A 23,735-nucleotide genomic window follows, 5' to 3' on the forward strand; every position below is an offset into this window, starting at 1 on the left:
CAGACAGAATTTCCCGTGTTCCGTCTTACTTAGGATACTAATAGGTAGCTCTTCTATTTCGCAGACAGGACTTTCACCTTCTTGGGTTAAGTTTTCCAAATTATTCTACTATAGAATCGTCTCCCATATTTTAGTCCTACAACCCCATTCACAGAAAATGGTTTAGGCTTTTCCAATTTCGCTCACCACTACTTTCGGAATCACTCTTGTTTTCTTTTCCTCTAGGTATTAAGATGTTTCAGTTCCCTAGGTATCTGCTCTTTTAAAAGATGCTAATGTTAAATATTAGCAGGTTCCCCCATTAGGAAATTTACGGATCTATTTCTTGTTAGCAAATCCCCGTAACTTTTCGTTGCTACCCACGTCCTTCATCCTCTCTCAGAGCCTAGGCATCCACCAAACGCCCTTAAGTTACTTATTAAATAAAATGAAATTATATTTATTGGAGGATATCGGGTTCGAACCGATGACCTACTGCTTGCAAAGCACTTGCTCTAACCTACTGAGCTAATCCCCCTTATTAGTCCCGCGTGGATTTGAACCACGGACCTCTACATTATCAGTGTAGTGCTCTTACCTACTGAGCTACGAGACTTTTAAAATGTTCCAGCCGCACCTTCCGGTACGGCTACCTTGTTACGACTTAGCCCCAGTCATTGATTTTACCCTTGGCAGATTCTTTGACGTCACTGACTTCAGGTACTTCCAACTTCTTTGGCTTGACGGGCGGTGTGTACAAGGCCCGGGAACGTATTCACCGCGTCATGGCTGATACGCGATTACTACCGATTCCAGCTTCATAGAGTCGAGTTGCAGACTCCAATCCGAACTGAGATCGGGTTTTGAGATTGGCTTATGGTTGCCCACTTGCTACTCTTTGTACCGATCATTGTAGCACGTGTGTGGCCCAAGACGTTAGGGCCGTGATGATTTGACGTCATCCCTACCTTCCTCTCAGCTTGCGCTGGCAGTTTTATTAGAGTTCCCGGCTAATAACCGCTGGTAACTAATAATGGGGGTTACGCTCGTTAAAGGACTTAACCTTACACCTCACGGCACGAACTGACGACAACCATGCAGCACCTTGTACTCCGTCCTAAGACTAAACTATTTCTAGTTTATTCGTAGTACATTTAAGTCTTGGTAAGGTTCTTCGCGTATTATCGAATTAAACCACATGCTCCACCGGTTGTGCGGGCCCCCGTCAATTCCTTTGAGTTTCAATCTTGCGATCGTACTTCTCAGGTGGATCACTTATCACTTTAGCTTAACCACTGAATATTTTCTTTCTAGTTTCTATCCAACAGTTAGTGATCATAGTTTACTGCGTGGACTACCAGGGTATCTAATCCTGTTTGCTACCCACGCCTTCGTGCCTCAGTGTCAGTTGAGATCTAGTAACCTGCTTTCGCTATCGGTGTTCTGTGTGATATCTATGCATTTCACCGCTACACCACACGTTCCAGTTACTCCTATCTCACTCTAGTTTTACAGTATCAGTAGCCGTTTGACAGTTAAGCTGTCAGCTTTCACTCCTGACTTAAAAAACAACCTACGCACCCTTTAAACCCAATAATTCCGGATAACGCTTGTATCCTCCGTTTTACCGCGGCTGCTGGCACGGAGTTTGCCGATACTTATTCGTATATTACCTTCAATTCTTTCTAAAAGTTTTTATTCATATACAAAAGCAGTTTACAACCTTTCTGGCCTTCTGCCTGCACGCGACGTAACTGGTTCAGAGTTGCCTCCATTGACCAATATTCCTCACTGCTGCCTTCCGTAGAAGTTTGGTCCGTGTCTCAGTACCAATGTGGAGGTACACCCTCTCAGGCCCCCTACTGATCATTGCCTTGGTGAGCCTTTACCACACCAACTAGCTAATCAGACATATGCCCATTTAATGCCGTTAATACTTTAACAAGTTTTCTTCTTAAAAACTTGTATTATGAGGTATTACTTCAAGTTTCCTTGAACTATTCCTCTGCAGAATGTAGGTTACATATGTTTTACTCACCCGTTTGCCGGTCGCCAACAAAATAAGTCACCTTATTTCTTGCTGCCCCTCGACTTGCATGTGTTAAGTTCGCCGCTAGCGTTCATCCTGAGCCAGGATCAAACTCTTCGTAGTTGTTAACTTATATTATTCTTTTAATTTTTTATTATTCTTTATTTTTATATTTAAATATATACTTACTTTTTAACACTTAAAAAAGTAACGAATCAAAACCACACTATGTCTAACACTGGCTTAATTAAAAAAGATAGTTATAATATTTCAAAACATCTTTTAATTAATTTTAAAAATTCTGATTTTAATTTTACAGTCCCTAAAAAACTAATTCCTAATAAACCGAGACTTGATAATGAGGCACGACTTATGGTTTTAAATCGAGATAATATGTCTATTGATCACCAATATATATATAATTTTAATAATTATTTTTTTAATGGCGATACTATAGTATTTAATAATACCAAGATGTATAAATCTATATTATATGGTAAAAAAGAAAAAACTGGGGACAATATTCAAGTCTATTTACTTAGAGAAGTGAACAAAAAAGAAAAATCTTGGGAAGTTCTGGTTCAACCAGCACGTAAAATTAGAATTGGAAATAGACTTTTTTTTTTAGATGAAAATAATGAAAAACTGCTTGCAGTAGTACATGATAATACTATTTCTAAAGGACGAATCTTAAAATTTCATAGTGACTTACCTAATAAAGAATTTAAAAGAAAGATTAATCATTTAGGAAAAATACAAGCTGATATATATACAGATTTTAAAAATTCTTTTCTTGATCTTTCCAAGATGCAAACTATCTATGCTAAAAAAGCAGGTTCAACATCTCCTCATTTTCCTGGTTTACATTTTTCTAAATTATTATTAAAAAAACTGGAATTACAAGGAGTAAATTTTTCTTATATTACTTTACACTTAGGTACTAATACTTATGAAAAAATCCTTGTTGAAGACATTCAAAAACATAGAATGAAAGAAGAATATTTTAATATTCCTATAAAAGCTTGTAAACTTATTAATTCTAGTCTAAAATCGCACCAAAAAGTTTGTGCAGTTGGTACTAGTACTTTACGAGCCTTAGAAAGCTCTGTTTCTACATATAATACTTTGAATCCTAATAAAAAATGGACTAATAAATTTATTTATCCTTATTATAAATTTAATATAGTTAATTCTATACTAACTAATTTCCATCCACCAAAATCTACCTTAATTCCTTTATTATGTGCTTTTACGGGCTATGAATTTTTAATGAAGGCATATGATATAGCAATTAAGGAAAAATATAAATTTTATAATTTTGGAGATGCTATGTTAATTCTTTAAACAGAAATTATTTTAAATTAATGAATTCTCATTCTCTTATTCATCGAGAAAAACAAATTTTACATATTTTTTCTACTCTAAAAAGTAAAAAGAATATTTCTAAATATTTAATCTACGTTGGAAAAAAAATAAATTATTCTCCTTTTTTTCTTAATAAGAATAATCTTTTGAGTGGTTGTCAAACTAAAATATGGTTATTTTTTTTTTATAAAAAAAAATATCTCTTTATTTTGTCATATAGTGATTCTATTATAATTAGAGCATTAACTTTCTTTTTAACAAAAATTTATAGTAATAATTTACCTCTTAATATTATTAATTATAGCTCTGTCTTATTGAAAAATAAAATTTTAAAATCTTTTTTCTCCAATCAGAAAAATAACGCTCTTCAAATTATAATAAACCGTATTAGGTATCAAGCTGTTAAATCTCTAATATAAATGGCTTTTATTTTGATAATAGAAACGGCTACTACAATTTGTTCTCTATCTTTAAGCTATAAAAATATTTTATTAAAAAATATTAATTTTTATAATTGCTATTTCCAACATATTAATATCTTACATTTCTTTCTAAGAAAAATATTAACAATTTGTAATTTAGAGTTTCTTTTTTTAGACGCTATTGCTTTTAATAATGGTCCCGGATCATATACTAGTTTAAAACTTGGTTTAGCTACTGCTAAAGGGATTTCTTATGCTCTTAATATTCCTCTAATATATTTTAATTTTAAACCGGCTTTAAAAGAATTATATAATAATTTCTTTCTGCTTATAAAAGATAAATATTCTCAATATAATATTCTTTACTTTGAAAACAAAATATTTTTTAATATTAATAAATATCATTTATTTCAATTAATAAAGAAAAATCTAATTAAAAACTTTTTTTTATATACTAGATATGATTTATATTTAGAGTTATATAATATTCTTAAATTAAATAAAATTAAGTATTATTTTATTAATACTAAATATTTTATTAATATAGTTTATTCAAAATATAAACACAATCTCTTTCTTAAAGAGAAAGAGAAATTATATATAAAATATAATTATATATAATAGTTGCCGGACTAGCTCAGTAGGTTAGAGCACTTGATTTGTAATCAAGAAGTCAAGGGTTCGAATCCCTTTTCCGGCTTTTAACAAGGGGGTGATACTCAAGTGGACAACGAGATCAGACTGTAAATCTGCTGGATTATCCTTCGTAGGTTCAAATCCTACTCACCCCAAGTTGCGGGAATAGCTTAATTGGTAGAGTATCAGCCTTCCAAGCTGAAAGCACGGGTTCAAATCCCGTTTTCCGCTTGCTGAAAGCCAATGTAACTCAATTGGTAGAGTACTTTCTTGGTATGAAAGTAGAAACAGGTTCAAGTCCCGTCATTGGCTATTAAAGTTAATTAAATTTAATGGCAAAAGAAATATTTAAACGTGAAAAACCACATTTAAATATCGGAACTATAGGACATGTTGATCATGGAAAAACTACACTAACAGCAGCTATAACTAATGTTTTATCTAAAAAAGGTTTAGCACAAGCTAAGGCTTTTAGTGCTATAGATAATGCCCCCGAAGAAAAAGAAAGAGGAATAACAATTAATACTTCACATGTTGAATATGAAACTACTTTAAGACATTATGCTCACGTAGATTGTCCAGGTCATGCGGATTATATTAAAAATATGGTAACAGGTGCAGCTCAAATGGATGGTGCCATATTAGTAATATCAGCAACAGATGGTCCCATGCCACAAACTAGAGAACATATCTTATTAGCTAGACAGGTTGGCGTACCTAATATAGTAGTATTTTTAAATAAAATAGAAATGGTTGAAGATAAAGAACTAGTTGAATTAGTAGAATTAGAAATCAGAGATTTATTATCTAAATATGAATATGATGGTAAAAATATTCCAATTATCAAGGGATCTGCTTTAGGCGCATTAAACGGAATTAAAAAATGGGAACTTAAAATTGAAGAATTAATGAATGCAGTAGATAAACATATCAAGCTTCCAAAAAGACAAATAGAAAAAGACTTTTTAATGCCTATTGAAGATGTTTTCACAATAACGGGAAGAGGCACAGTTGCAACCGGACGAGTAGAATCTGGTATAATTAAAACTGGGGATTCAATTGAAATTATTGGTTTTAGTGAAAAGAAAATAAATAGTATAGTAACAGGAGTAGAAATGTTTAGAAAAATTTTAGACAAAGGAGAAGCAGGAGATAATGTAGGCCTTTTGTTAAGAAGTATAGAAAAAAAAGATATAAGAAGAGGAATGGTAATTGCAAAACCTGGTACCGTATCAATACATAGAAAATTTAGAGCTGAGATATATATTTTAAAAAAAGAAGAAGGAGGTAGACATACCCCATTCTATAACAATTATAAACCTCAATTTTATTTAAGAACTACTGATGTTACTGGGAAATTCTTAAATCAAATTGAAATGGTAATGCCTGGAGATAATCTCACATTAGAAGTAGAATTACTACAACCAGTAGCCTTAAATGAAGGTTTAAAATTTGCAATAAGAGAAGGAGGTCATACAGTAGGAGCTGGAAAAATTACTAAAATATTAGAATAACAAAAGAAACGGGTGTAGCTCAATTGGTCAGAGCATCGGTCTCCAAAACCGAAGGTCGTAAGTTCAAATCTTACCATCCGTGATAAATTATTTAATATGAAAAAAAAACCGATTAAAATTATTAAATTAAATATAAAAGGAGGTCTAGCAAATCCCTCCCCCCCAATAGGTCCAATATTAGGAGCAGCAGGAATAAATATTATGGACTTTTGTAAAAAGTATAATAAAAAAACTTTAAATCAAATTGGGAAATTAATACCAGTAGTGATCAAAATAAATGAAGATAAATCTTTTAAAATAAAGCTCAAAAAACCCCCAACCTCTTATTTATTATTAGGATACTTAAATCTTAAGAAAGGTTCAAACGAATCCAAAAAAAAAAAAATAGGAGTTATTTCTACTAAAATTATAAAAAATATAGCCAAAGAAAAGATAAAAGATATGAATTGTTTCAAATTAGAACCTGCAATTAATATGGTAATAGGTACTGCTAAAACTTTAGGAATAGAAATAAAAGATGAAGAAAACGATAAAAAAAGCTTTATATAAAATTAAAAAAAATAATAAAAACAAAATAAATTTCTCAATTGATATTGATATAATCTTAAATATAGATTATAAAAATAAAAATACCCCTATTAGAGCAGCCATTCCTTTACCCTATGGTAATGGTAAGAAATATAAAATCTTAGCTTTAATTGAAAAAGAAAAAAGGAAAGAATTATATAATATCAAAGAAAATAATCTTAAAATTGGATATAAGAAATATATCTCCAAAATTAAAAACAGATTTATTAAATTTGATCTCATAATAGCTACTCCAAAAACAATGCAACTTGTTAGTCAATTAGGACAGATTTTAGGTCCTAAAGGACTAATGCCCAATCCCGTTTTAGGGACTGTAACTAATTCCCCACAAAAGATTATTAATGAAATTAGAAATGGGAAAATCTTCTTAAAATCAGATAGATATGGTATTATTCATTCTTCTATCGGCAGAATAAATTTTACTAATCAACAGCTTATAAGTAATATCCAAGTTTTAATTAACTATTTAAAACAAAATCATACCTTAAAAGGTGAATTAATTAAAAAAATATACTTATCAAGTACAATGGGTACTAGTTATTTAATATATTAAATATTAGATTAGATTAGATTAGATTATATTATATTATATTATATATTAAGTTAAAAATGAAACCAAATAATAAAAAAAAAATTATTATTTATTTCAGGGATCTATTGTTAAACCAATCATTAAATTTTTACTTTCTAAATATAAAAGGATTAAAGGCTTCACAACAAGCTTATTTAAGAAAAAAAAGTAATAAAAACAAAATAAAAATTAAAGTTGTAACAAATACTTTATTAAAAAAAAGTATAGAACTTACCAACAATTCTAAGCTGCTTGATATTATTCCTTTTATAAGAAAAAATACTACTTTAATGTGGTCTCAATTTAATAAAGCTCCAGCAGAATTATTATTAAAATTTATAAAAAAAGATAAATTATCTCTAAAAAAAATCTTTAAGTTAGCCTTATCAGAAAATAATTTATATTTTGGGGAAAAATCACTTAAAGATTTAAGAAATGTTAAATCTAAAAAAGAATTATTAACTCTAATAATAAAAAATATTAAAATTTTAATATCAAAAAATTTTCTATTTTTAAAGAAAATATCAATATTAATATTCAGATTAAAACTGAAGAAAGTTTATAAAAATGAAAACTAAAGACTTAGCAAAAGAATTAGTCAAATTAACAGTCTTAGAAATCAATGATTTATCTAAGATTCTTAAAGAAAAATATGGCATAGAAGAATTTCCAGTACATACACAAATAAATAATAAAAAAAAGGAAAAAAAGGAAAAAACAGAAATAAAAAAGAAAAGCTTTGATTTATATCTTAAATCAAGTGGAAATTCTAAATTAGCTACTATAAAACTAATAAAAAATATAACTGGAAAAGGCTTAAAAGAATCCAAAGATCTAGTAGATAGTGCTCCAAGTCTCATAAAAAAGAATTTAAACAAAACAGAAGCTGATTTATTAATAAAAGAATTTGAACAAATAGGTGCTATAGCTGAATTAAAATAATTAATATGACTAATTTTAGTAAAATAATATCTTTTGAAAAAATTAAAAAAAGAATTAGTTATCCAGATTTTTTAAATCTCCAAATATCATCATTTAAAAAATTTATATCTTATGATTATAAAAAAAAAAAACAGAAATATAAAAATGATGGATTAACTAGAATATTTAAGGAATATTTGACAATTAAAAATTATAAAAATATGAATTTTTCCTTTCAAGGTTATTATTTATCAACACCTATACATTCTCCCGAATATTGTTTAGAACGTGGCTTAACTTATAGTATACCATTAAAAGCTAAATTTAAATTATTTTTTTACAAAAAATTATATAATAAAAAAATTACCAAAACCTTTTTCCTAGGTAATATTCCTTACATGACCCCAAATGGGTCATTTATTTTTAATGGTTACGAAAGAGTAATAGTCGCTCAAATTATTAAAGCTCCAGGTGTTTTCTTTGGTGAATCATCCCTTACAAATGGATATAAATATTATTATGGAAAAATAATCCCTCAAAAAGGGATTTGGATTGAAATTACTGCAGATAATAAGAATTTATTAAATGTGATTTTAGATGTCAAAAAAAAAATTTACTTAACTACATTTTTAAGAGCTATAGGATATAGTCATGATGAAGATATTTTAAATTTATTTAAATTATCTAAAACTATTTCTTTAAAAACAGAAAATGAAAAATCCCTTCTTGGTAAAATCTTAGCTGGTAAAGTATTAACCTTTTGGTTTGAAGATTTCATTGATGAAAAATCAGGAGAAATTTTAACTTTAGAAAGGAATTCTATAATATTAGATAGAAATACTATAATTACTAAAAACAAAATTAAAAAATTAAAAACAAACCAACTTACAAAAGTTTTAATAAAACAAAAACAAGATTATACCAGTGAATATTCACTTATATATAATACTTTAAAAAGGGATCCAACCAACTCGCAAGAAGAAGCCTTGGTATATATATTCCAACAATTAAAAAATAAAAATCCTAGAGATAAATTTTCAATAGAAAAACTAATTACTGAATTAATATTTTCGATTAAATATTTTTCACTTAGCCAATTCGGTAGAATTAAATTAAATAAATTACATTTTTATCCTAAAAAAATCTTAACACTCACACTCACATACGAAGATATATTAGCTGTAATTGAAAATTTAGTGGCATTATATAATTCCAAAAAAGGAATAGATGAATTAGAACATTTATCTAATAAAATTGTTAATACAATTGAGGAACAACTATACGCACAATATTCATTAGGTATATCGAAAATATTAGCTTATTTAAAAGAAAAATTAAAAACAAATCTAAAAACAAATGCGAGTATAAAGACTATTTTAAAAAATGTTAATCCCAAAAAATTAATCCAAGCCAAATATTTAAACAATGTATTAAATACATATTTTGGAACTAATCCATTGTCACAATTTATGGATCAAATGAATCCATTATCAGAACTAACACATAAAAGAAGATTGTCATATCTAGGTACAGGTGGACTTTATAGAGAAAGGGCTGGGTACGAAATAAGAGATATTAATTATTCTTATTATGGGAGATTATGTCCAATAGAAACGCCTGAAGGCCCCAATATAGGACTTATATCATCTTTATGTGTATTTGGAAAAGTCAATTCAATGGGTAATTTAATTACTCCTTATTTTAAAATAAAAAAAGGTAAAATAATTAATAAATTAATTTATCTAAGTAGTGATGAAGAAATGGGAAAAAATATATGCCAATTATACAAAAACAATTTTTTTTCTTCATCCAAAAATAAAATTTGTAGAATAAATTCAGATTATAAAATGATAAATAATGAAAAAATAGATTTTATGGATGTAGCCTGTAATCAAATTGCATCTATCTCAGTATCTTTAATACCTTATTTAGAACATGATGATGCGAATAGAGCCTTAATGGGATCAAATATGATGCGACAAGCAGTTCCATTATTAAATCCAGATCTTCCTATTGTTTCCACTGGAATGGAAAAAGATATGATTAAATATACTAGAAATATAATATATTCCAAAAGAAATGGAATAGTGAAATATGTGGATAGTAAAAAAATAATTATACAAAATAATAGTAAAAAGAAATTTTTTAAAAATAATATAATAATACACAAACTCCCAAAATTTAAAACTACTAATCAAAATACTTGTTTTACATTAAATCCGATAGTAAAAATTGGTGATAAGATAAAAAAAGGACAAGTTATTAGTGAAGGCTTTGCAACTAAGAAAGGAGAATTAGCACTAGGAAAAAATATAAAAGTAGCCTTTATGCCATTTCAAGGATATAATTTTGAAGATGCTATTGTGGTTTCAGAAAAAATAATAAGACAAGATTACTTTACCTCAATAAAAATTATAAAATTAACAATAGAAGCACGAAAAACCAAATCAAGGAAAGATAAATTTACCAATCAAATACCAAATATATCTAAAAAAGAAATCAAAACTTTAGATAAAAAAGGAATAGTAAAAATTGGAACTTTTATAACTCCCGGAAGCATAATAGTAGGAAAAATTTCTAAAAATCCTGAGACTCAAATCAAACCAGAAAAAAAATTCTTAACAGCAATATTAGGAGAAAAAAACTTGAATATAAAAGATAGATCTGTAAGAGCTGGTCCTTCGATTAAGGGTATAGTAATAAGAAGATCTATATTTAAAAGAGATAAAAAAAATAATCAAACTATATTCTCTTTTAAAAAAAATAACAGGAGATTATACTTAAAAAACCAAATACACTATATAAAAAGTCTGTTAAAAAAGAAGGTAAAGATAATAAAAAGAAAGCTCTTAAAAATAAGAATAAGCCCAAAATTGAGAACAATAATTTTAACCAATGTTTTAAATGAGTTTAAAACAGAAAACAGCAGATTAAAAACTCTTTATTTACAAATGAAACAAAATATAATTAGTGGAGATCCAATTCCACCTGGAGTCTATAAATTAGTAAAGCTTTATATAGCTGAGAAAAGAAATTTAAAAGTAGGAGATAAAATGTCAGGTAGACATGGAAATAAAGGAGTAGTAGCTAAAATAGCCAAAGCAGAAGATATGCCATATTTAGCCGATGGATCAATTATTGATATGGTATTAAATCCTCTTGGAGTACCATCAAGAATGAATTTGGGGCAAATATATGAAACCATAACAGGAGATATAGGTTATAAACTAAACAGCAGATTAAAAACTCCTATTTTTAATGGTGGCACAATGAAAGAATTATTAATATACGGAAAAAAAGCTAAAATGCCTAATTTAGGTAAAACTTATTTATATAATGGAGAAACTGGAGAAAAATTTAAAAACCCATCTACAGTTGGGATATTATATATGTTAAAATTAGGACATATGGTAGATGATAAATTGCATTCACGTTCTATAGGTCCTTATTCCTTAATCACTCAACAACCTTTAGGTGGAAAATCACAAGATGGAGGACAACGTTTTGGGGAAATGGAAGTCTGGGCTTTAGAAGCTTTTGGAGCTTCCAATATATTACAAGAATTACTTACTATCAAATCAGATGATATAAAAGGTAGAATAAAAACATATGAATCAATAGTAAAAGGTTTAAAACTACCTAAACCAAATCCTCCAGCAGCTCTAAGTGTTTTAAAAAATGAACTAAAAGGATTATGTCTAAATTTAAAGCTAAGTAAATAATAGTTTTTAAACCTAATGATAAAAAAAGTATCAATTGCTATAGCATCTCCAGAAGAAATATTAAAAGAATCTTATGGGGAAGTAGTCAAAGCAGAAACCATAAATTACAGAACTTACAGACCTGAACCAGATGGCTTATTTTGTGAAAGAATATTTGGTCCAACAAAGAATTATGAATGTTATTGTGGGAAATATAAAAATAAACGCTATAAAGGTGTAGTTTGTAATACTTGTGGAGTAAAAATAACAAATAACAAAGTACGTAGAGAGAGATTAGGTCATATTTCCTTAGTCTCACCAATAATCCATATCTGGTTTTTTAGATGTTTTCCTAATAAGTTAGCTAACTTACTAAATTGGCAAACTGACGAAGTAGAAAAAGTTATTTATTCAGAAAAATATGTATTACTTGATAAAGGGGATTTAGAGGATCAATTATTTTTTATTAAAAATTTTGATTTGATTGGATCTCGTATTTACAAAAAAATTATAAAAATTATTAAAAGAAAACAACCAAATCAACCACCTATTATAAAAACTGGGGCTCAAGCTTTTGAAAAAATATTTCAAATTATTAATATTAAACAATTAAAAATAGATCTAAATGAAGAAAATAAAATTTTAAGATCAAATTTTAAAAAAAAAAATATTAAATATCAATTAAAAACTCTTAGGGATTTGATAAAAGGGAAAAAATCATATAAAAATATAATACTAAAAATTATACCAGTTATCCCCCCAGATATTAGACCTTTAGTACAACTTGATAATGGAAAATTTGCGACTTCTGATTTGAATGAATTATACAGAAGACTAATTATAAGAAATAATAGATTAAAAAAATTTATTACAATCCGAGTACCACAAATTATAATTCGTAATGAAAGGCGATTATTGCAAGAATCGGTAGATTCATTGTTTGATAATTCAAAAAAAATAATTCCTTTAAAAAGTGAAAATAATAGAGTAATTAAATCCTTATCAGATACTTTAAAAGGAAAATTAGGAAGATTTAGGTTTAATTTGTTAGGAAAAAGAGTCGATTATTCAGGGAGATCAGTCATTATATCTGGACCAAAATTAAAATTATCTGAATGTGGATTACCTAGAGAAATGTTAATAGAATTATTTAGGCCATATTTATTAAAAACCATTATAGAAATTGGAGAAAAAAAAAACTTAAAAGAGGCACAAGAAATAATAATTAAGAACAAAATACAAACCTATAAATTATTAAATAAATTAATATACAAATATCCGATATTATTAAATCGTGCCCCTACTTTGCATAAATTAGGAATTCAAGCCTTTTATCCCAAAATAAATGATGTAAATGCTATAGAATTACACCCCTTAGTATGTGCTGGATTTAATGCTGACTTTGATGGAGATCAAATGGCTGTTCATATTCCACTCTCAAAAAAAGCAATTTTAGAAGCGAAAAGACTGCTATTCCCGAGCCAAAATATATTAAATCCAGCTAATGGCAAGGCTATATTAGTACCATCACAAGATATGCTTTTAGGTTTGTATTACTTAACTAATGAAGTTAAAAGAAAGAATCTAAATATAATTTTATTTTCAAGTTCTAAAGAGGTTCAAATAGCTTATAATAATAAGATAGTAGATATACATAGGAAAATATTATTAAGGCTTAAAAAGAAAATAATATCAACGACAGTAGGTCGAGTATTATTTAACCTACTACTACCTAAAAAAGTAGGTTATTATAATAAAATAATAACCAAAACCTCATTATCCAAAATAATTAAAACAATTTTACTAAAAACCAATAATTATGAAACGATAAAATTTCTTGATAAAATAAAAGAAATTGGTTTTGAAATCTCATTTCAAGCTGGACTCTCCTTTAATTTAGAGGACTTAATAATTCCAGATCTAAAAACAAAGCTTTTAATAAAGGCTATTAAAAACAATAAAATTCTTAATAATAAAAGTGAGGATAATAATATTAGATACAAACAAAATATTAAGTTTTGGAGTTTAATAAATAATCAACTAACTAAAGAAATAATAAATTACTTAAAAAATAGTCAAAATGGCTTAAATCCGATTTACATGATGCTAAATTCAGGAGCCAGAAGTTCAATCGAACAAATAAGACAAATAGCAGGAATGAGAGGCTTAATGGCAAAACCTCAAAAAAATATAGATGAAGGTAAAAATATAATTGAAAATCCAATCTATTCCAATTTTCTAGAAGGTTTATCTAATTTTGAATATTTTATATCCACACATGGTGCTAGAAAAGGATTAGCTGATACGGCATTAAAAACAGCAGATGCTGGATATCTTACAAGGCGATTAGTAGATGTAGCACAAAATGTAATAATAAAAGAAGAAGATTGTAAAACTTTGTTAGGAATATATGTTACCCCATTAATAATAAATAATAAAATAGTAGTAAAATTAGATAAAAGATGTTTAGGAAGAATTTCTTTACAAAACATATATGATAAAAAAAACAGAAAATATATTATAAAAAAAGATGAATTAATAAATGATAAAATAGCTAAATTGATTAAAAAAAGTAATTTAGACAAAATCAAAGTTCGTTCCCCACTAACTTGTCAAGCTAAAAACGGAATATGTAGAAAATGCTATGGAATAAATCTTTCAACTGGCTCATTAGTTCAAAAAGGAGTTGCTGTCGGTATATTAGCTGCACAATCTATTGGCGAACCAGGAACACAACTAACTCTACGTACTTTCCATATTGGAGGGACTGCAGGTAATATAGCTGAAAGGAATGAAAGGAATGAAAGGAATAAAAGGAATAAAATATTATCAAATTATGATGGGAAAATAAAATACCGAAATATTAAATATATAAAAAGAAAAAACTACAAAATAGTAGTGTCTAAAGACGCTCAAATTATAATTTCTAATTTTTATGGGGATAAAATCATCCGAATCAATATTCCATATGGATGTAAACTGTTTCTAAAAAATAATCAAAATATAAAAAAATCTGATATAATCTATAAATGGAACCCAGATTATTATCCAATAATATCTGAAACAAACTGTAAAGTAATTTTAAAAAATTTCTATAAAGAAATAAATTACATTAAAACAAACCATAAGACAGGGAAAGAAGAAATAATAATAAAAAGAAATATACACAATAATTTAATTCCGTCGATGATATTAATAAATAAAAATAAAAAAAACTTAAACTTAAAAAAATATCTTTTTCCGACTTTATCCAAAATATTAGTTAAAAACTTAGATAGACTCAAACAAGGAAAACTAATAGCAAAAATACCAAGAAAATTTTATAAATCTACAGATATAACCGGAGGTTTACCAAGGGTATCCGAACTATTAGAAACCAGAAAACCTTTCAATTCTTCTATTATATCAGAAATAGGAGGATTGATTCACTTTGGTAGAATCAAAAGAAAAAAACAAGATATATTTATAATATATAAAAAAGGAATCAAACATAAATATAAGATAAATATAGAAAAAAAAATATTAGTTAATAATAAGGATAAAGTTAAAGCAGGGACACAATTATCAGAAGGAGAAATAGCCATTTCTGAAATTTTAACAATTAAAGGAATACATGCATTCCAAAAATATTTAATTAACGAAATCCAAGAAATTTATATATTAGAAGGAGTAAAAATAGCTGATAAACATTTTGAAATAATAATACGTCAAATGCTTAAAACAGTTAAAATTCTAAAATCAGGAGATACTGAATTATTAGTAGGTGAGATAATAGATAAAGAAACATTAGAAAAAGAAAATAACAAAATAAAGAATAATAAGATAATAATATCAAGTTCTAAAAAATATCTCATAGGAGAAAAAATAGAAAATAAAACCTTAAAATATAAACATCTTAAAACAAGAGAAACCTTACCAGCAATTGGACAACCAATATTACAAGGGATTACTAAATCCGCTTTACAAAATCAATCCTTTTTATCAGCAGCTTCTTTTCAAGAAACGACAAAAATATTAAGTGAATCAGCACTAAAAAGACAAACAGATTATTTAACAGGTGTAAAAGAAAATGTTATTTTGGGGAATAAAATTCCAGCTGGAACCGGATATAAGGATTAAAAATTAAATATGTTTTTAGGATATATAATTCTTACTAAATAAAGGCCTTTAGCAGGAACTGAAGGACAATCAAGTAATCTTGTTTTTGATTTAACATAAAGAAAAAACTCCAAGAGGTTAATTTTTCTAATGCCTATATATAAACAGACTCCTATTATTCTCCTGACCATATTTCTTAAAAATCTATTTGCTATTATATCAATATATATAACTCTATTCCGAATTTTCCAAGTTAAAGAATATAATTTACATTTATTAAAACAATTAATATCTTTCCCAAAACTCCTGAAATCTTCAATCCTTTTTAAAAGGAAAACCGCTTTTTTAATTAAGCCAAAATTAAGGTTTAGAAATGGGAAATTAAAATAATTAGAACTAAAAGGTCCTTTATAAATATTTATACGATATTGATAATGCCTACTTATAACATCAAATCTTGCATTAGCTTTAGGCTTAACTGAAATAAGATTTTTAATTAGTATATATGAAGGTAATATAAAATTAATTTGTTTTAAAAATGTTTTCTTTTTTAAAACCCTAAAATAATCAAAATGCGCAAACATTTGCAATGCGTTGACACCACTATCAGTACGACTTGCACCTACAATAGGAATTGTTTTTCTTAAAATTAATGATAAACATTTTTCGATAGTTTCTTGTATAGAAATTTGATTTTTTTGTATTTGCCATCCACTAAAATACTTTCCATTAAATGAAAGTTCTAAAAAATATCTCATATTTTTATCTTTCTCTTTAAAGATCTCATATCTTTATATTTCAATCCGAAACATATTATGCAAAAGCAAATAATTAAAAAATATTATAAATTTTTTAGAGTTAAACATAAAACAAGATTAGATAATTACTTAATAGAAACCTTACCAATAATGTATACACGCTCCATAATCCAGAAAATAATAAGACTAGGAAATGTATATATAAATAAAACCCAAATTATTAACAAAAACTATAAATTGAATAAAAAAGATATAATAGAAATATATAATCTTTATATAAAGACACCCAAGTTTTTCTTAAAAAGCGAGAATATAAAACTTCATATTATATACGAAGATGAATACTTATTAATAATTAATAAGCCATTTAATTCAGTAGTTCATCCCGGAACTAGCAATCCAAAAGGTACCATACTAAATGGTATAAAATTTTATTTAGAAACTTTAGAAAAAAACAAGCTAAAAAAGCCTTATTTAGGTAATAGGATAGATAAAGAAACAAGTGGTTTAATTATAGTAGTAACTGATGAAAAAATATTAAAAAATATATCCAAACAATTTACTTTAAATTTAATTAAGAAAAAATATATCGCATTAGTAAATGGAAAGATAGAAAAGAATAATATAACTATATACTCAAATATTCTAAGAAATAGAAAAACAAAATACAATATGGATATTTCCAAATTTAGAGGAAAAGTTTGTATTTCAAGTTTTAAAGTAATAGAAATATTAAAATATATAACAGTATTAAAATGTCGACTTTATACTGGGAGAACACATCAAATAAGAGTACATTTAAAAAAAATAGGCAATCCAATATTTAATGATAAAAAATATGGTGGGGATCAAATATTATGCGATAATATCCCATTATGCAAAAAAAAAATAATAAATCATATAATAAAAAATTCAAATTTTATCGCTCTGCATGCCAATTCACTAGAATTAATACACCCAATTTTTAGAAAAAACATAAAATATAATTCTATAATTCCATATCAAATTTATCTTTTGATAAAGATAATGTCTACATTATGAGTTTGAATTTTATATAAGTGAATTAACAAATCTTCCTAGATGTTTTATTTTTTTTATAATCAGATTGTGCTACAATGGTAAACGTAGCTCAACTGGTTAGAGCATTAGATTGTGGTTCTAAAGGTTGCCGGTTCAACCCCGGTCGTTTACCTGATTAAATAATCAGAGACTTTATCAGAAGGAATAATTAGATTGCGAAAGCGATATCTATCATTCTTATAAAAAAAAAGAATTAATCTAGTTATTTTTTTTTTAGTCTTCATATTAAATTTCTTTATGAAGAGTAACTCTCTTTAAAAAGGGATTAAATTTACGTAAATTCAATTTCCGAGGAGTATTGATTCTGTTTTTAGTAGTGAAATATCGAGATATACCATTGATGCCAATTTTTTTTTGTTCGAGACATTCTAGAATAATTTTAATCCTATTTATTTTATTTCTCATATGAGGAAATGTTCTTATATTTAAAGAAATTTTTATTAAGTGTTTTTAACCCTTTATTAGAAATAAAACTAGGAATCCATTTATTTTTATTAAGAATAAAAAGACGTTTTCTAAAAATATTAGCCTTAAAAATTCTCCTACTTTTTTTATTAGAATGTGAAATTTTTTTACCAAAAAGATTTTTTTTCCGAGTAACTTGACAAACTTTAGACATAGTGTGAATTTAATTCTAAGTAATTATAATTAATTTAAAGAAATTTTATTATCCATAAAATAGTGAATTAAAACTTTAGGAATTTGAATATAATCGCTAAATTGATAATTTTCTATTAAAGCTGCAAACAAACGTGGAATAGCTAAAGAACTTCCATTTAAAGTATGACAAAAAGATTTTTTTCCATACTTATTAAGGAATTTTATCCCCATTCTATGAGCTTGAAAATTGGTACAGTTAGAAACAGAACTAACTTCCAACCATTTCTCTTGTCCAGGAGAATAAACTTCAAAATCATATGTCAAAGCTGAAGTAAAACCTAAAGCTTTAGCTGAAATACTAATAATACGAAAAGGAAGATTTAAAGAAGATAAAAGGTTTTTTACATGTCTTATCATGTAATTAAAAGATTTATAAGAATTTTTATCCGAATTAATTTCTATTATTTCTACTTTATCAAACTGATGTAATCTATTTAAACATTTAACTTTTCGTCCATATGACCCAGCTTCTCTTCTAAAACAAGAAGTAAAAGATGTAGCTTTAAAAGGTAAATCCAGAATTTTAAAAAGAGAACGTCTGAAAACATTGAGTAAAGGGATTTCAGCTGTAGGAATCAAATATAATTTATCTTTTTCTAAAAAATACATTTGCTTTTTTTTATCAGGCAGCTGTCCAGTACCAAAAATAGAATTTTTATTTACTAAAAAAGGTAAAACATATTCAATATATCCTGCTTTAAGATTTTGATCTAAACAATATTGAATTAAGGATCTTTGTAACTTAGCTCCTTTATCAAGATAAAGGTTAAAACCACTACAAGCCATATTAGAGGCGAAATTAAGATTAAACAGCTTAAACTTTTTTCCTAATTCCCAATGTGGTCTTAAGTTTTTTTTATAATATAATTTCTTATTTTGATAAATAAAAATATTTTTATTTGAATTAACTTTTTTATAAGGAATATTAGGTAAAGTAATTAGGCAGTGATATATTTTATTATCTAATACTTTCAACAGAGCAGATAAAAGTTGCAGTTTGTTTTTATAAACAGTAGCTTTTGGTATAAGATACCTATTATTAATATTAGAACCAATTAATATTGAAATTTTTTTCAGTTTAGCAAGTAAAGATTTTTTTTTAAGTATTTTTTTTATTTTTTCTTTTTCTAATTTAAAAATAGAATCGATAATCTTTAAATTGCTAAATTTGCGCCTTTTTAATCCCAAAATGACTTTATTTTTATTTTTTCTGATAAAAGAGATCGGTAACATATTTAATTTATTGTTTTTAATTAATCTTAAGATTTTGTTTAAAACTTTTTGTATAACTTAGGACTATTTTTTGTATACAAAAAATAAATGGTACCTCCCGGATTTGAACCAGGGCCTACGGATTTTCAGTCCGTTGCTCTAACCAAGCTGAGCTAAGATACCTAATAATTTTGTTAAGATACTAAATTAATAATTTTGTTTTTAACTAAAAACACAGTTTTAATTAACAAAAAATTAAAGTTATTATTACATAAAATTTTCTGAATAAGTTTTATAGGATTTACTGATAATTCAGTATTAAGTTTGAATTTTAATTTACCATTTAAAGTAATAGGATAAATAATATCTTTTTTTAAGAAAAATTTTTCCTTAATTTTAGGAAAATTAGCAAAAAATATAGAGTTTTTATTACCTAATTTTTCCCAAATTTCTTCTGAAATATGCGGAGCATAAAAACCAATTAAGATGGTAAAAGGTTCTAAAATTTCCCGTTTATTACATTTAATTTCTTTGAGCTGATTTAATAAAATCATCAATTCACTTATAGGAATATTAAAATGATGTGACTCTAAACTTTTCTTAATTTTCCTAATTGAAAGATTCAAAATACTTTTTTCTTTATAAGAAGATTTACTTTCATCAATTATAAATTTATTTTTAGAATGAAATAGATTCCAAAATTTGTTTAAAAACAGGTGAACCCCTTTAATATATCTTAAATTCCAAATTTTAGATTTTTCTAGTGGACCAAGAAACATTTCATATAAACGCAGAGTATCTGCTCCATATTCTTCGCAGATTGAATCAGGATTTATAACATTAAATTTAGATTTAGACATTTTTTCAAATAAACGATAGCAAAAAAATTTTTTCTTTTCATAAAGAAATTTAGCATGTTTGAATTCAGGCAGCCATTTTCTTAGTTTATTAATATTAACCTCATTATTATTTTTAACTAATTTTATATCTATATAAATTTTCTGATATTTCTTTATCTTGTCTTTTATTAAAAAATAAGAGAAAAATTTATTCTTTTTTTTAAAAATTATAGCAGATTTTGCTAAAATCATACCTTGATTTAAAATTCTTCTAAAAGGTTCTTTAGAACTGACCAAACCACGATCATATAAAAATTTGTATATAAATCTAGAATAAATTAAATGTCCGGTAGCATGTTCAATACCACCAATATAGAGATCAACATTTCTCCAATAATTTTCTATTTTTTTATCGACTAACAAATATAAATTATTAGGATCCATATATCTTAAAAAATAGAAATTTGAAGCCGCCCAACTAGGCATAGTACAAGTCTCAAGTTTTAAAATCTTTTTATTATCTATTAAAGAAGTATAGACAATTTTTTTTTTCTTTTTATTCCATGCAAAATAAAAATCTTTTCTTTTTTTTTTAACCTTAGGAAAGGATAAAGGTAGGTATTTCTCAGAAATTGGCAGAGGGATTTTATTTTTAAAATAAATTGGTATAGGTTCTCCCCAAGCTCGTTGTCTAGAAAAAATAGCATTATTAATTTTATATTTTATACAAATAAAGCCTATTTTGTTTTTAAGCATATATTTAACTATTAATATATTAGCTAGTTTAATATCAATACCATTTAAAAAATTATAATTTGTACAAATTGTTTTGTTTTTTTTATTTTGAATAAATCTTGGAATATTTAATTTAAATTTTTTAGCAAAGAAAAAGCTTTCAAAATTACAAGCAGGTATACAAGGGATAATTGTTTTATTAAACTTATCTTTTACAAAATTGCTAAAATATATAGGAATCTTATTTTTATTTAAGTCGTTAACTGCATAGAATCCAGAAAAAATTCCTATTCGATTTTTATGATTTAGACTCAAGCTTTTGTTAGTATATTTTTTAATTAGAGAACTATCAAAAGGCAAACAAAAGAAAGAAATCCCAAAAATTAAATATGGTTTAGTAGTGAAAATTTCAAATTGATTGATGATTTTTTTATCTTTATATAGAAAAAAAACTATCTTTATTCCCTGAGTTTTACCAATCCATTTTTTTTGAATAGATTTTAGTTTCTTAGTACATTTTATCAATTTTAAGTCTTTTAAGAGTCTTTTTAAGTAAGCCTTAATTCTAAGACTCCATTGAAACATTTTTTTTTTAAAAACGGGATAACCACCAATTTTACTAAGCTTGTTTTCAATTTCTTCATTTGCAAGTACAGAACCTAATTTTGGACACCAATTTACTGAACTTTTAGAAAGAAAAGCTAATCGATAGTTTTGTAAAATTCTTTCTTTTTCCGAAACATTAAAATGTTTCCATTGCAGTGAATTAAATTTTTTCTTAAAGCTAGAATAAGCCATAACGTTTAAGTTACCATTCTTATTAAAAATTTTAATTAATTGATTAATATTTTTAGCCTGTTCATTTTCTTTATCATACCATGAATTAAAAAGTTTAAGAAAAATCCATTGTGTCCATTTAAAATATTCTTTTTTATGAGTATATATAGTTCTGTCCCAATCATAAGAAAAACCTAATTTTAATAATTGTTTCCTATATTTTGTTATATTTAATTTAGTAATTTTCTGTGGAGATTTACCAGTCTTAAGAGCAAATTGCTCTGTTGGTAATCCAAAAGAATCAAATCCTATAGGATGTAAAACATTATAACCAAGACTTTTTTTGAAACGTGAATAGACATCAGCTGCGGTATAACCCAAGATATGGCCAACATGTAATCCATATCCTGAAGGATATGGAAACATATCTAAAACATAACATTTTTTTTTATTTAAAATGTTTTTAGTAAGATATATTTTCTTTTTATTCCAAATTTCTTGCCATTTTGTTTCTATTTTTTTAAAGTTATACTTCATATTTAAAATATAAAAGGTAAAAATTTTTTTTTCCTTTTTTTATAAGAATAAAATGCTTATGAAGAAAATCTTTTTTAGTTATTACATAATCACTAAAGAAAGGCTTCATGTTTAAAAGGAATGAATTAATTTTTCTTAAAGCTTCTGTTTTGGACTTACAAATAAAGTTATCAATAATCAAAAGATCCAAAATTTTAAACTTTGTGTCATTTAATATAATTTTTTTACAAGGAATATATTTTTTAATTAGTAATAATTTTTTTTGGCTTAAAAAAGTTAGCATGTTATTAAGATTAGGATTAAATAAAATTTGGTTGATATTATATATATCTGTAAAAGTTTTTTTACTATGTACTAAAATAGTAGTAATTTTAGCTATTTTTTTTTGCAAAATCCTTAAAAATGGAGCTCGATCGTGTAAAGTAATTATTTTAGAAATAGAGATTTTATTAGAAAAAGAAAAAATTTTTATTAATTTTTTAGCTTGTACATCTGAAAGATTAATCCAAAATTGATAAAAATTATAAGGTGAAGTTAATTTGGGGTCAAGCCAAATATTTTCACCATTTTCAGTTTTGCCAAATTTTGTGCCATCGGATTTAGTAAGGAGTGGATGAGTCAAACCATGTACTTGAGTTTTTTGTTTTTTTTTAATTAAATCAATACCACAAGTAATATTACCCCATTGATCAGAACCACCGATTTGTAAAACACAGTTTTTATTTTTGTATAAATAATAAAAATCATAAGCTTGTAAAAGTTGATAAGTAAATTCAGTAAAAGAGAGACTTCGTAATCTTTTTTTAACTGAATCTTTATTTAACATATAATTAATAGAAAAGTATTTTCCAATATCTCTAGAAAATTCAATAAAGTTTAGTTTTTTATTCCAATTATTATTAATAATTGGTATTTGAAATTGTTTTGAGAATTTAAATAATTGCTTTCTAATTTTTCTAGAATATAAAGAATTTTCTTCACTTTTAATTAAACTACGTTCCCCTTTTTTCCCAGATGGATCACCAATTAAACTAGTACTAGTACCAAGTAAAAACAACACATTATGTCCAGAATTTTTAAAATGAATAGAAAGAATAATAGAAATTAAATTCCCAATATGCAAAGAAGAAGAAGTGGGATCAAATCCTGAATACAGGTTAACCTTTCTTTTAAAGATCTCTGAAGTTCCCTTAGTTTTATTACTAATTAAACCTCTCCATCCTATTTCTTGAATAAATTTAAGCATAAGAATATTTTAAAAGCAATAATATACACAAAAAATGCCACCTAAAAAAATAAGAAAATAGGAGAGA

The 23,735-nt window shown here is 26.1% G+C and carries 17 protein-coding genes, 9 tRNA genes and 2 rRNA genes (1 of these 28 only partly in view); 17 read left to right on the forward strand and 11 right to left on the reverse strand.

The window, feature by feature from the left end; translation table 11 throughout:
* The 4 genes from JSR03_RS00370 to JSR03_RS00385 form a co-directional block, all read right to left on the reverse strand.
* Positions 1–421 (reverse strand): 23S ribosomal RNA (locus JSR03_RS00370); it reaches 2,455 nt to the left of the window's first position.
* 22 nt (positions 422–443) lie between these two features.
* A tRNA-Ala gene (locus tag JSR03_RS00375) sits at positions 444–517 on the reverse strand.
* A gap of 4 nt (positions 518–521) precedes the next feature.
* A tRNA-Ile gene (locus JSR03_RS00380) sits at positions 522–595 on the reverse strand.
* A 16S ribosomal RNA gene (locus JSR03_RS00385) occupies positions 595–2,131 on the reverse strand. The genes JSR03_RS00380 and JSR03_RS00385 overlap by 1 nt, the downstream gene beginning before the upstream one ends.
* The 16S and 23S rRNA genes sit together here with 2 tRNA genes alongside, the layout of an rRNA operon.
* Positions 2,132–2,236: 105 nt before the next feature.
* On the opposite strand from JSR03_RS00385, the gene queA reads away from it, so the two are divergent.
* The 15 genes from queA (at position 2,237) to rpoC (ending at position 15,845) form a co-directional block, all read left to right on the forward strand.
* Positions 2,237–3,352: a tRNA preQ1(34) S-adenosylmethionine ribosyltransferase-isomerase QueA gene (gene queA, locus JSR03_RS00390; RefSeq protein WP_204097784.1), complete on the forward strand. Its 1,116-nt coding sequence runs from the start codon at positions 2,237–2,239 to the stop codon at positions 3,350–3,352.
* 20 nt (positions 3,353–3,372) lie between these two features.
* Positions 3,373–3,792, forward strand: a complete 420-nt coding sequence (locus JSR03_RS00395; RefSeq protein ID WP_204097785.1) for a SufE family protein — start codon at positions 3,373–3,375, stop codon at positions 3,790–3,792.
* Positions 3,793–4,416, forward strand: a complete 624-nt coding sequence (locus tag JSR03_RS00400) for a hypothetical protein (protein WP_204097786.1) — start codon at positions 3,793–3,795, stop codon at positions 4,414–4,416.
* A 5-nt stretch (positions 4,417–4,421) separates the two neighbouring features.
* Positions 4,422–4,495 (forward strand) — tRNA-Thr (locus JSR03_RS00405).
* A gap of 9 nt (positions 4,496–4,504) precedes the next feature.
* A tRNA-Tyr gene (locus JSR03_RS00410) sits at positions 4,505–4,586 on the forward strand.
* 4 nt (positions 4,587–4,590) lie between these two features.
* A tRNA-Gly gene (locus JSR03_RS00415) sits at positions 4,591–4,662 on the forward strand.
* Positions 4,663–4,670: 8 nt separating this feature from the next.
* A tRNA-Thr gene (locus tag JSR03_RS00420) sits at positions 4,671–4,743 on the forward strand.
* Between the two features lie 20 nt (positions 4,744–4,763).
* Positions 4,764–5,945: an elongation factor Tu gene (tuf, locus tag JSR03_RS00425; protein WP_204097787.1), complete on the forward strand. Its 1,182-nt coding sequence runs from the start codon at positions 4,764–4,766 to the stop codon at positions 5,943–5,945.
* Positions 5,946–5,953: 8 nt separating this feature from the next.
* Positions 5,954–6,027, forward strand: a tRNA-Trp gene (locus JSR03_RS00430).
* Between the two features lie 14 nt (positions 6,028–6,041).
* Positions 6,042–6,494 carry a 50S ribosomal protein L11 gene (gene rplK, locus JSR03_RS00435; RefSeq protein WP_204097788.1) on the forward strand — a complete coding sequence of 151 codons (453 nt, stop codon included), beginning with the start codon at positions 6,042–6,044 and terminating at the stop codon, positions 6,492–6,494.
* Complete coding sequence (locus JSR03_RS00440) at positions 6,463–7,086, forward strand: 50S ribosomal protein L1 (protein ID WP_204097656.1); 624 nt, start codon at positions 6,463–6,465, stop codon at positions 7,084–7,086. Before rplK ends, JSR03_RS00440 begins: the two co-directional genes overlap by 32 nt.
* A 56-nt stretch (positions 7,087–7,142) precedes the next feature.
* Entirely contained in the window at positions 7,143–7,682 is a 540-nt protein-coding gene (rplJ, locus tag JSR03_RS00445; RefSeq protein ID WP_204097657.1) for a 50S ribosomal protein L10, read from the forward strand.
* Positions 7,672–8,046, forward strand: coding sequence for a ribosomal protein bL12 (locus JSR03_RS00450; protein ID WP_204097658.1), 375 nt, complete (start codon positions 7,672–7,674; stop codon positions 8,044–8,046). The genes rplJ and JSR03_RS00450 overlap by 11 nt, the downstream gene beginning before the upstream one ends.
* A gap of 5 nt (positions 8,047–8,051) precedes the next feature.
* A complete protein-coding gene (rpoB, locus tag JSR03_RS00455) occupies positions 8,052–11,747 on the forward strand; it encodes a DNA-directed RNA polymerase subunit beta (RefSeq protein WP_204097659.1) in 3,696 nt (1,231 codons plus the stop codon).
* Between the two features lie 15 nt (positions 11,748–11,762).
* Positions 11,763–15,845, forward strand: a complete 4,083-nt coding sequence (rpoC, locus tag JSR03_RS00460; RefSeq protein WP_204097660.1) for a DNA-directed RNA polymerase subunit beta' — start codon at positions 11,763–11,765, stop codon at positions 15,843–15,845.
* On the opposite strand, the gene JSR03_RS00465 is transcribed toward rpoC, so the two are convergent.
* Positions 15,842–16,582, reverse strand: a complete 741-nt coding sequence (locus JSR03_RS00465; protein ID WP_204097661.1) for a tRNA pseudouridine synthase A — start codon at positions 16,580–16,582, stop codon at positions 15,842–15,844. The genes rpoC and JSR03_RS00465 overlap by 4 nt on opposite strands.
* A 57-nt stretch (positions 16,583–16,639) precedes the next feature.
* Between JSR03_RS00465 and JSR03_RS00470 the strand changes: the two genes are divergently transcribed.
* Together JSR03_RS00470 and JSR03_RS00475 are read left to right on the forward strand one after the other, a co-directional pair.
* Positions 16,640–17,623: an RluA family pseudouridine synthase gene (locus JSR03_RS00470; protein ID WP_204097662.1), complete on the forward strand. Its 984-nt coding sequence runs from the start codon at positions 16,640–16,642 to the stop codon at positions 17,621–17,623.
* A 77-nt stretch (positions 17,624–17,700) separates the two neighbouring features.
* Positions 17,701–17,774 (forward strand) — tRNA-His (locus tag JSR03_RS00475).
* Between the two features lie 113 nt (positions 17,775–17,887).
* On the opposite strand, the gene rpmG is transcribed toward JSR03_RS00475, so the two are convergent.
* The 6 genes from rpmG to tyrS all read right to left on the reverse strand — a co-directional run bounded on the left by rpmG (position 17,888) and on the right by tyrS (position 23,668).
* A complete protein-coding gene (gene rpmG, locus JSR03_RS00480; protein WP_204097663.1) occupies positions 17,888–18,067 on the reverse strand; it encodes a 50S ribosomal protein L33 in 180 nt (59 codons plus the stop codon).
* The gene (gene rpmB / locus JSR03_RS00485; RefSeq protein ID WP_204097664.1) at positions 18,057–18,281 is read right to left on the reverse strand and encodes a 50S ribosomal protein L28; all 225 of its coding nucleotides are present in this window, start codon (positions 18,279–18,281) and stop codon (positions 18,057–18,059) included. Before rpmB ends, rpmG begins: the two co-directional genes overlap by 11 nt.
* A gap of 29 nt (positions 18,282–18,310) precedes the next feature.
* Positions 18,311–19,555 carry a serine--tRNA ligase gene (gene serS, locus JSR03_RS00490; RefSeq protein ID WP_204097665.1) on the reverse strand — a complete coding sequence of 415 codons (1,245 nt, stop codon included), beginning with the start codon at positions 19,553–19,555 and terminating at the stop codon, positions 18,311–18,313.
* An 88-nt stretch (positions 19,556–19,643) separates the two neighbouring features.
* A tRNA-Phe gene (locus tag JSR03_RS00495) sits at positions 19,644–19,717 on the reverse strand.
* A gap of 11 nt (positions 19,718–19,728) precedes the next feature.
* Positions 19,729–22,422, reverse strand: a complete 2,694-nt coding sequence (locus JSR03_RS00500; protein ID WP_204097666.1) for a class I tRNA ligase family protein — start codon at positions 22,420–22,422, stop codon at positions 19,729–19,731.
* Complete coding sequence (tyrS, locus tag JSR03_RS00505; protein ID WP_204097667.1) at positions 22,412–23,668, reverse strand: tyrosine--tRNA ligase; 1,257 nt, start codon at positions 23,666–23,668, stop codon at positions 22,412–22,414. Before tyrS ends, JSR03_RS00500 begins: the two co-directional genes overlap by 11 nt.
* Between the last annotated feature and the right edge of the window lie 67 nt (positions 23,669–23,735).

Source organism: Candidatus Karelsulcia muelleri (assembly GCF_016888765.1).
Classification (GTDB): Bacteria; Bacteroidota; Bacteroidia; order Flavobacteriales; family Blattabacteriaceae; genus Karelsulcia; species Karelsulcia muelleri_F.

Bases quoted from the DNA above. Each gene is read 5' to 3' on its own strand.
- queA (WP_204097784.1), top strand. From the start codon at position 2,237: ATGTCTAACACTGGCTTAATTAAAAAAGATAGTTATAATATTTCAAAA.
- serS (WP_204097665.1), bottom strand. From the start codon at position 19,555: ATGTTACCGATCTCTTTTATCAGAAAAAATAAAAATAAAGTCATTTTG.
- JSR03_RS00465 (WP_204097661.1), bottom strand. From the start codon at position 16,582: ATGAGATATTTTTTAGAACTTTCATTTAATGGAAAGTATTTTAGTGGA.
- JSR03_RS00470 (WP_204097662.1), top strand. From the start codon at position 16,640: ATGCAAAAGCAAATAATTAAAAAATATTATAAATTTTTTAGAGTTAAA.
- tuf (WP_204097787.1), top strand. From the start codon at position 4,764: ATGGCAAAAGAAATATTTAAACGTGAAAAACCACATTTAAATATCGGA.
- rplJ (WP_204097657.1), top strand. From the start codon at position 7,143: ATGAAACCAAATAATAAAAAAAAAATTATTATTTATTTCAGGGATCTA.
- JSR03_RS00395 (WP_204097785.1), top strand. From the start codon at position 3,373: ATGAATTCTCATTCTCTTATTCATCGAGAAAAACAAATTTTACATATT.
- tyrS (WP_204097667.1), bottom strand. From the start codon at position 23,668: ATGCTTAAATTTATTCAAGAAATAGGATGGAGAGGTTTAATTAGTAAT.
- JSR03_RS00450 (WP_204097658.1), top strand. From the start codon at position 7,672: ATGAAAACTAAAGACTTAGCAAAAGAATTAGTCAAATTAACAGTCTTA.
- JSR03_RS00400 (WP_204097786.1), top strand. From the start codon at position 3,793: ATGGCTTTTATTTTGATAATAGAAACGGCTACTACAATTTGTTCTCTA.
- rplK (WP_204097788.1), top strand. From the start codon at position 6,042: ATGAAAAAAAAACCGATTAAAATTATTAAATTAAATATAAAAGGAGGT.
- rpmB (WP_204097664.1), bottom strand. From the start codon at position 18,281: ATGTCTAAAGTTTGTCAAGTTACTCGGAAAAAAAATCTTTTTGGTAAA.
- rpoC (WP_204097660.1), top strand. From the start codon at position 11,763: ATGATAAAAAAAGTATCAATTGCTATAGCATCTCCAGAAGAAATATTA.
- rpoB (WP_204097659.1), top strand. From the start codon at position 8,052: ATGACTAATTTTAGTAAAATAATATCTTTTGAAAAAATTAAAAAAAGA.
- JSR03_RS00500 (WP_204097666.1), bottom strand. From the start codon at position 22,422: ATGAAGTATAACTTTAAAAAAATAGAAACAAAATGGCAAGAAATTTGG.
- rpmG (WP_204097663.1), bottom strand. From the start codon at position 18,067: ATGAGAAATAAAATAAATAGGATTAAAATTATTCTAGAATGTCTCGAA.
- JSR03_RS00440 (WP_204097656.1), top strand. From the start codon at position 6,463: ATGAAGAAAACGATAAAAAAAGCTTTATATAAAATTAAAAAAAATAAT.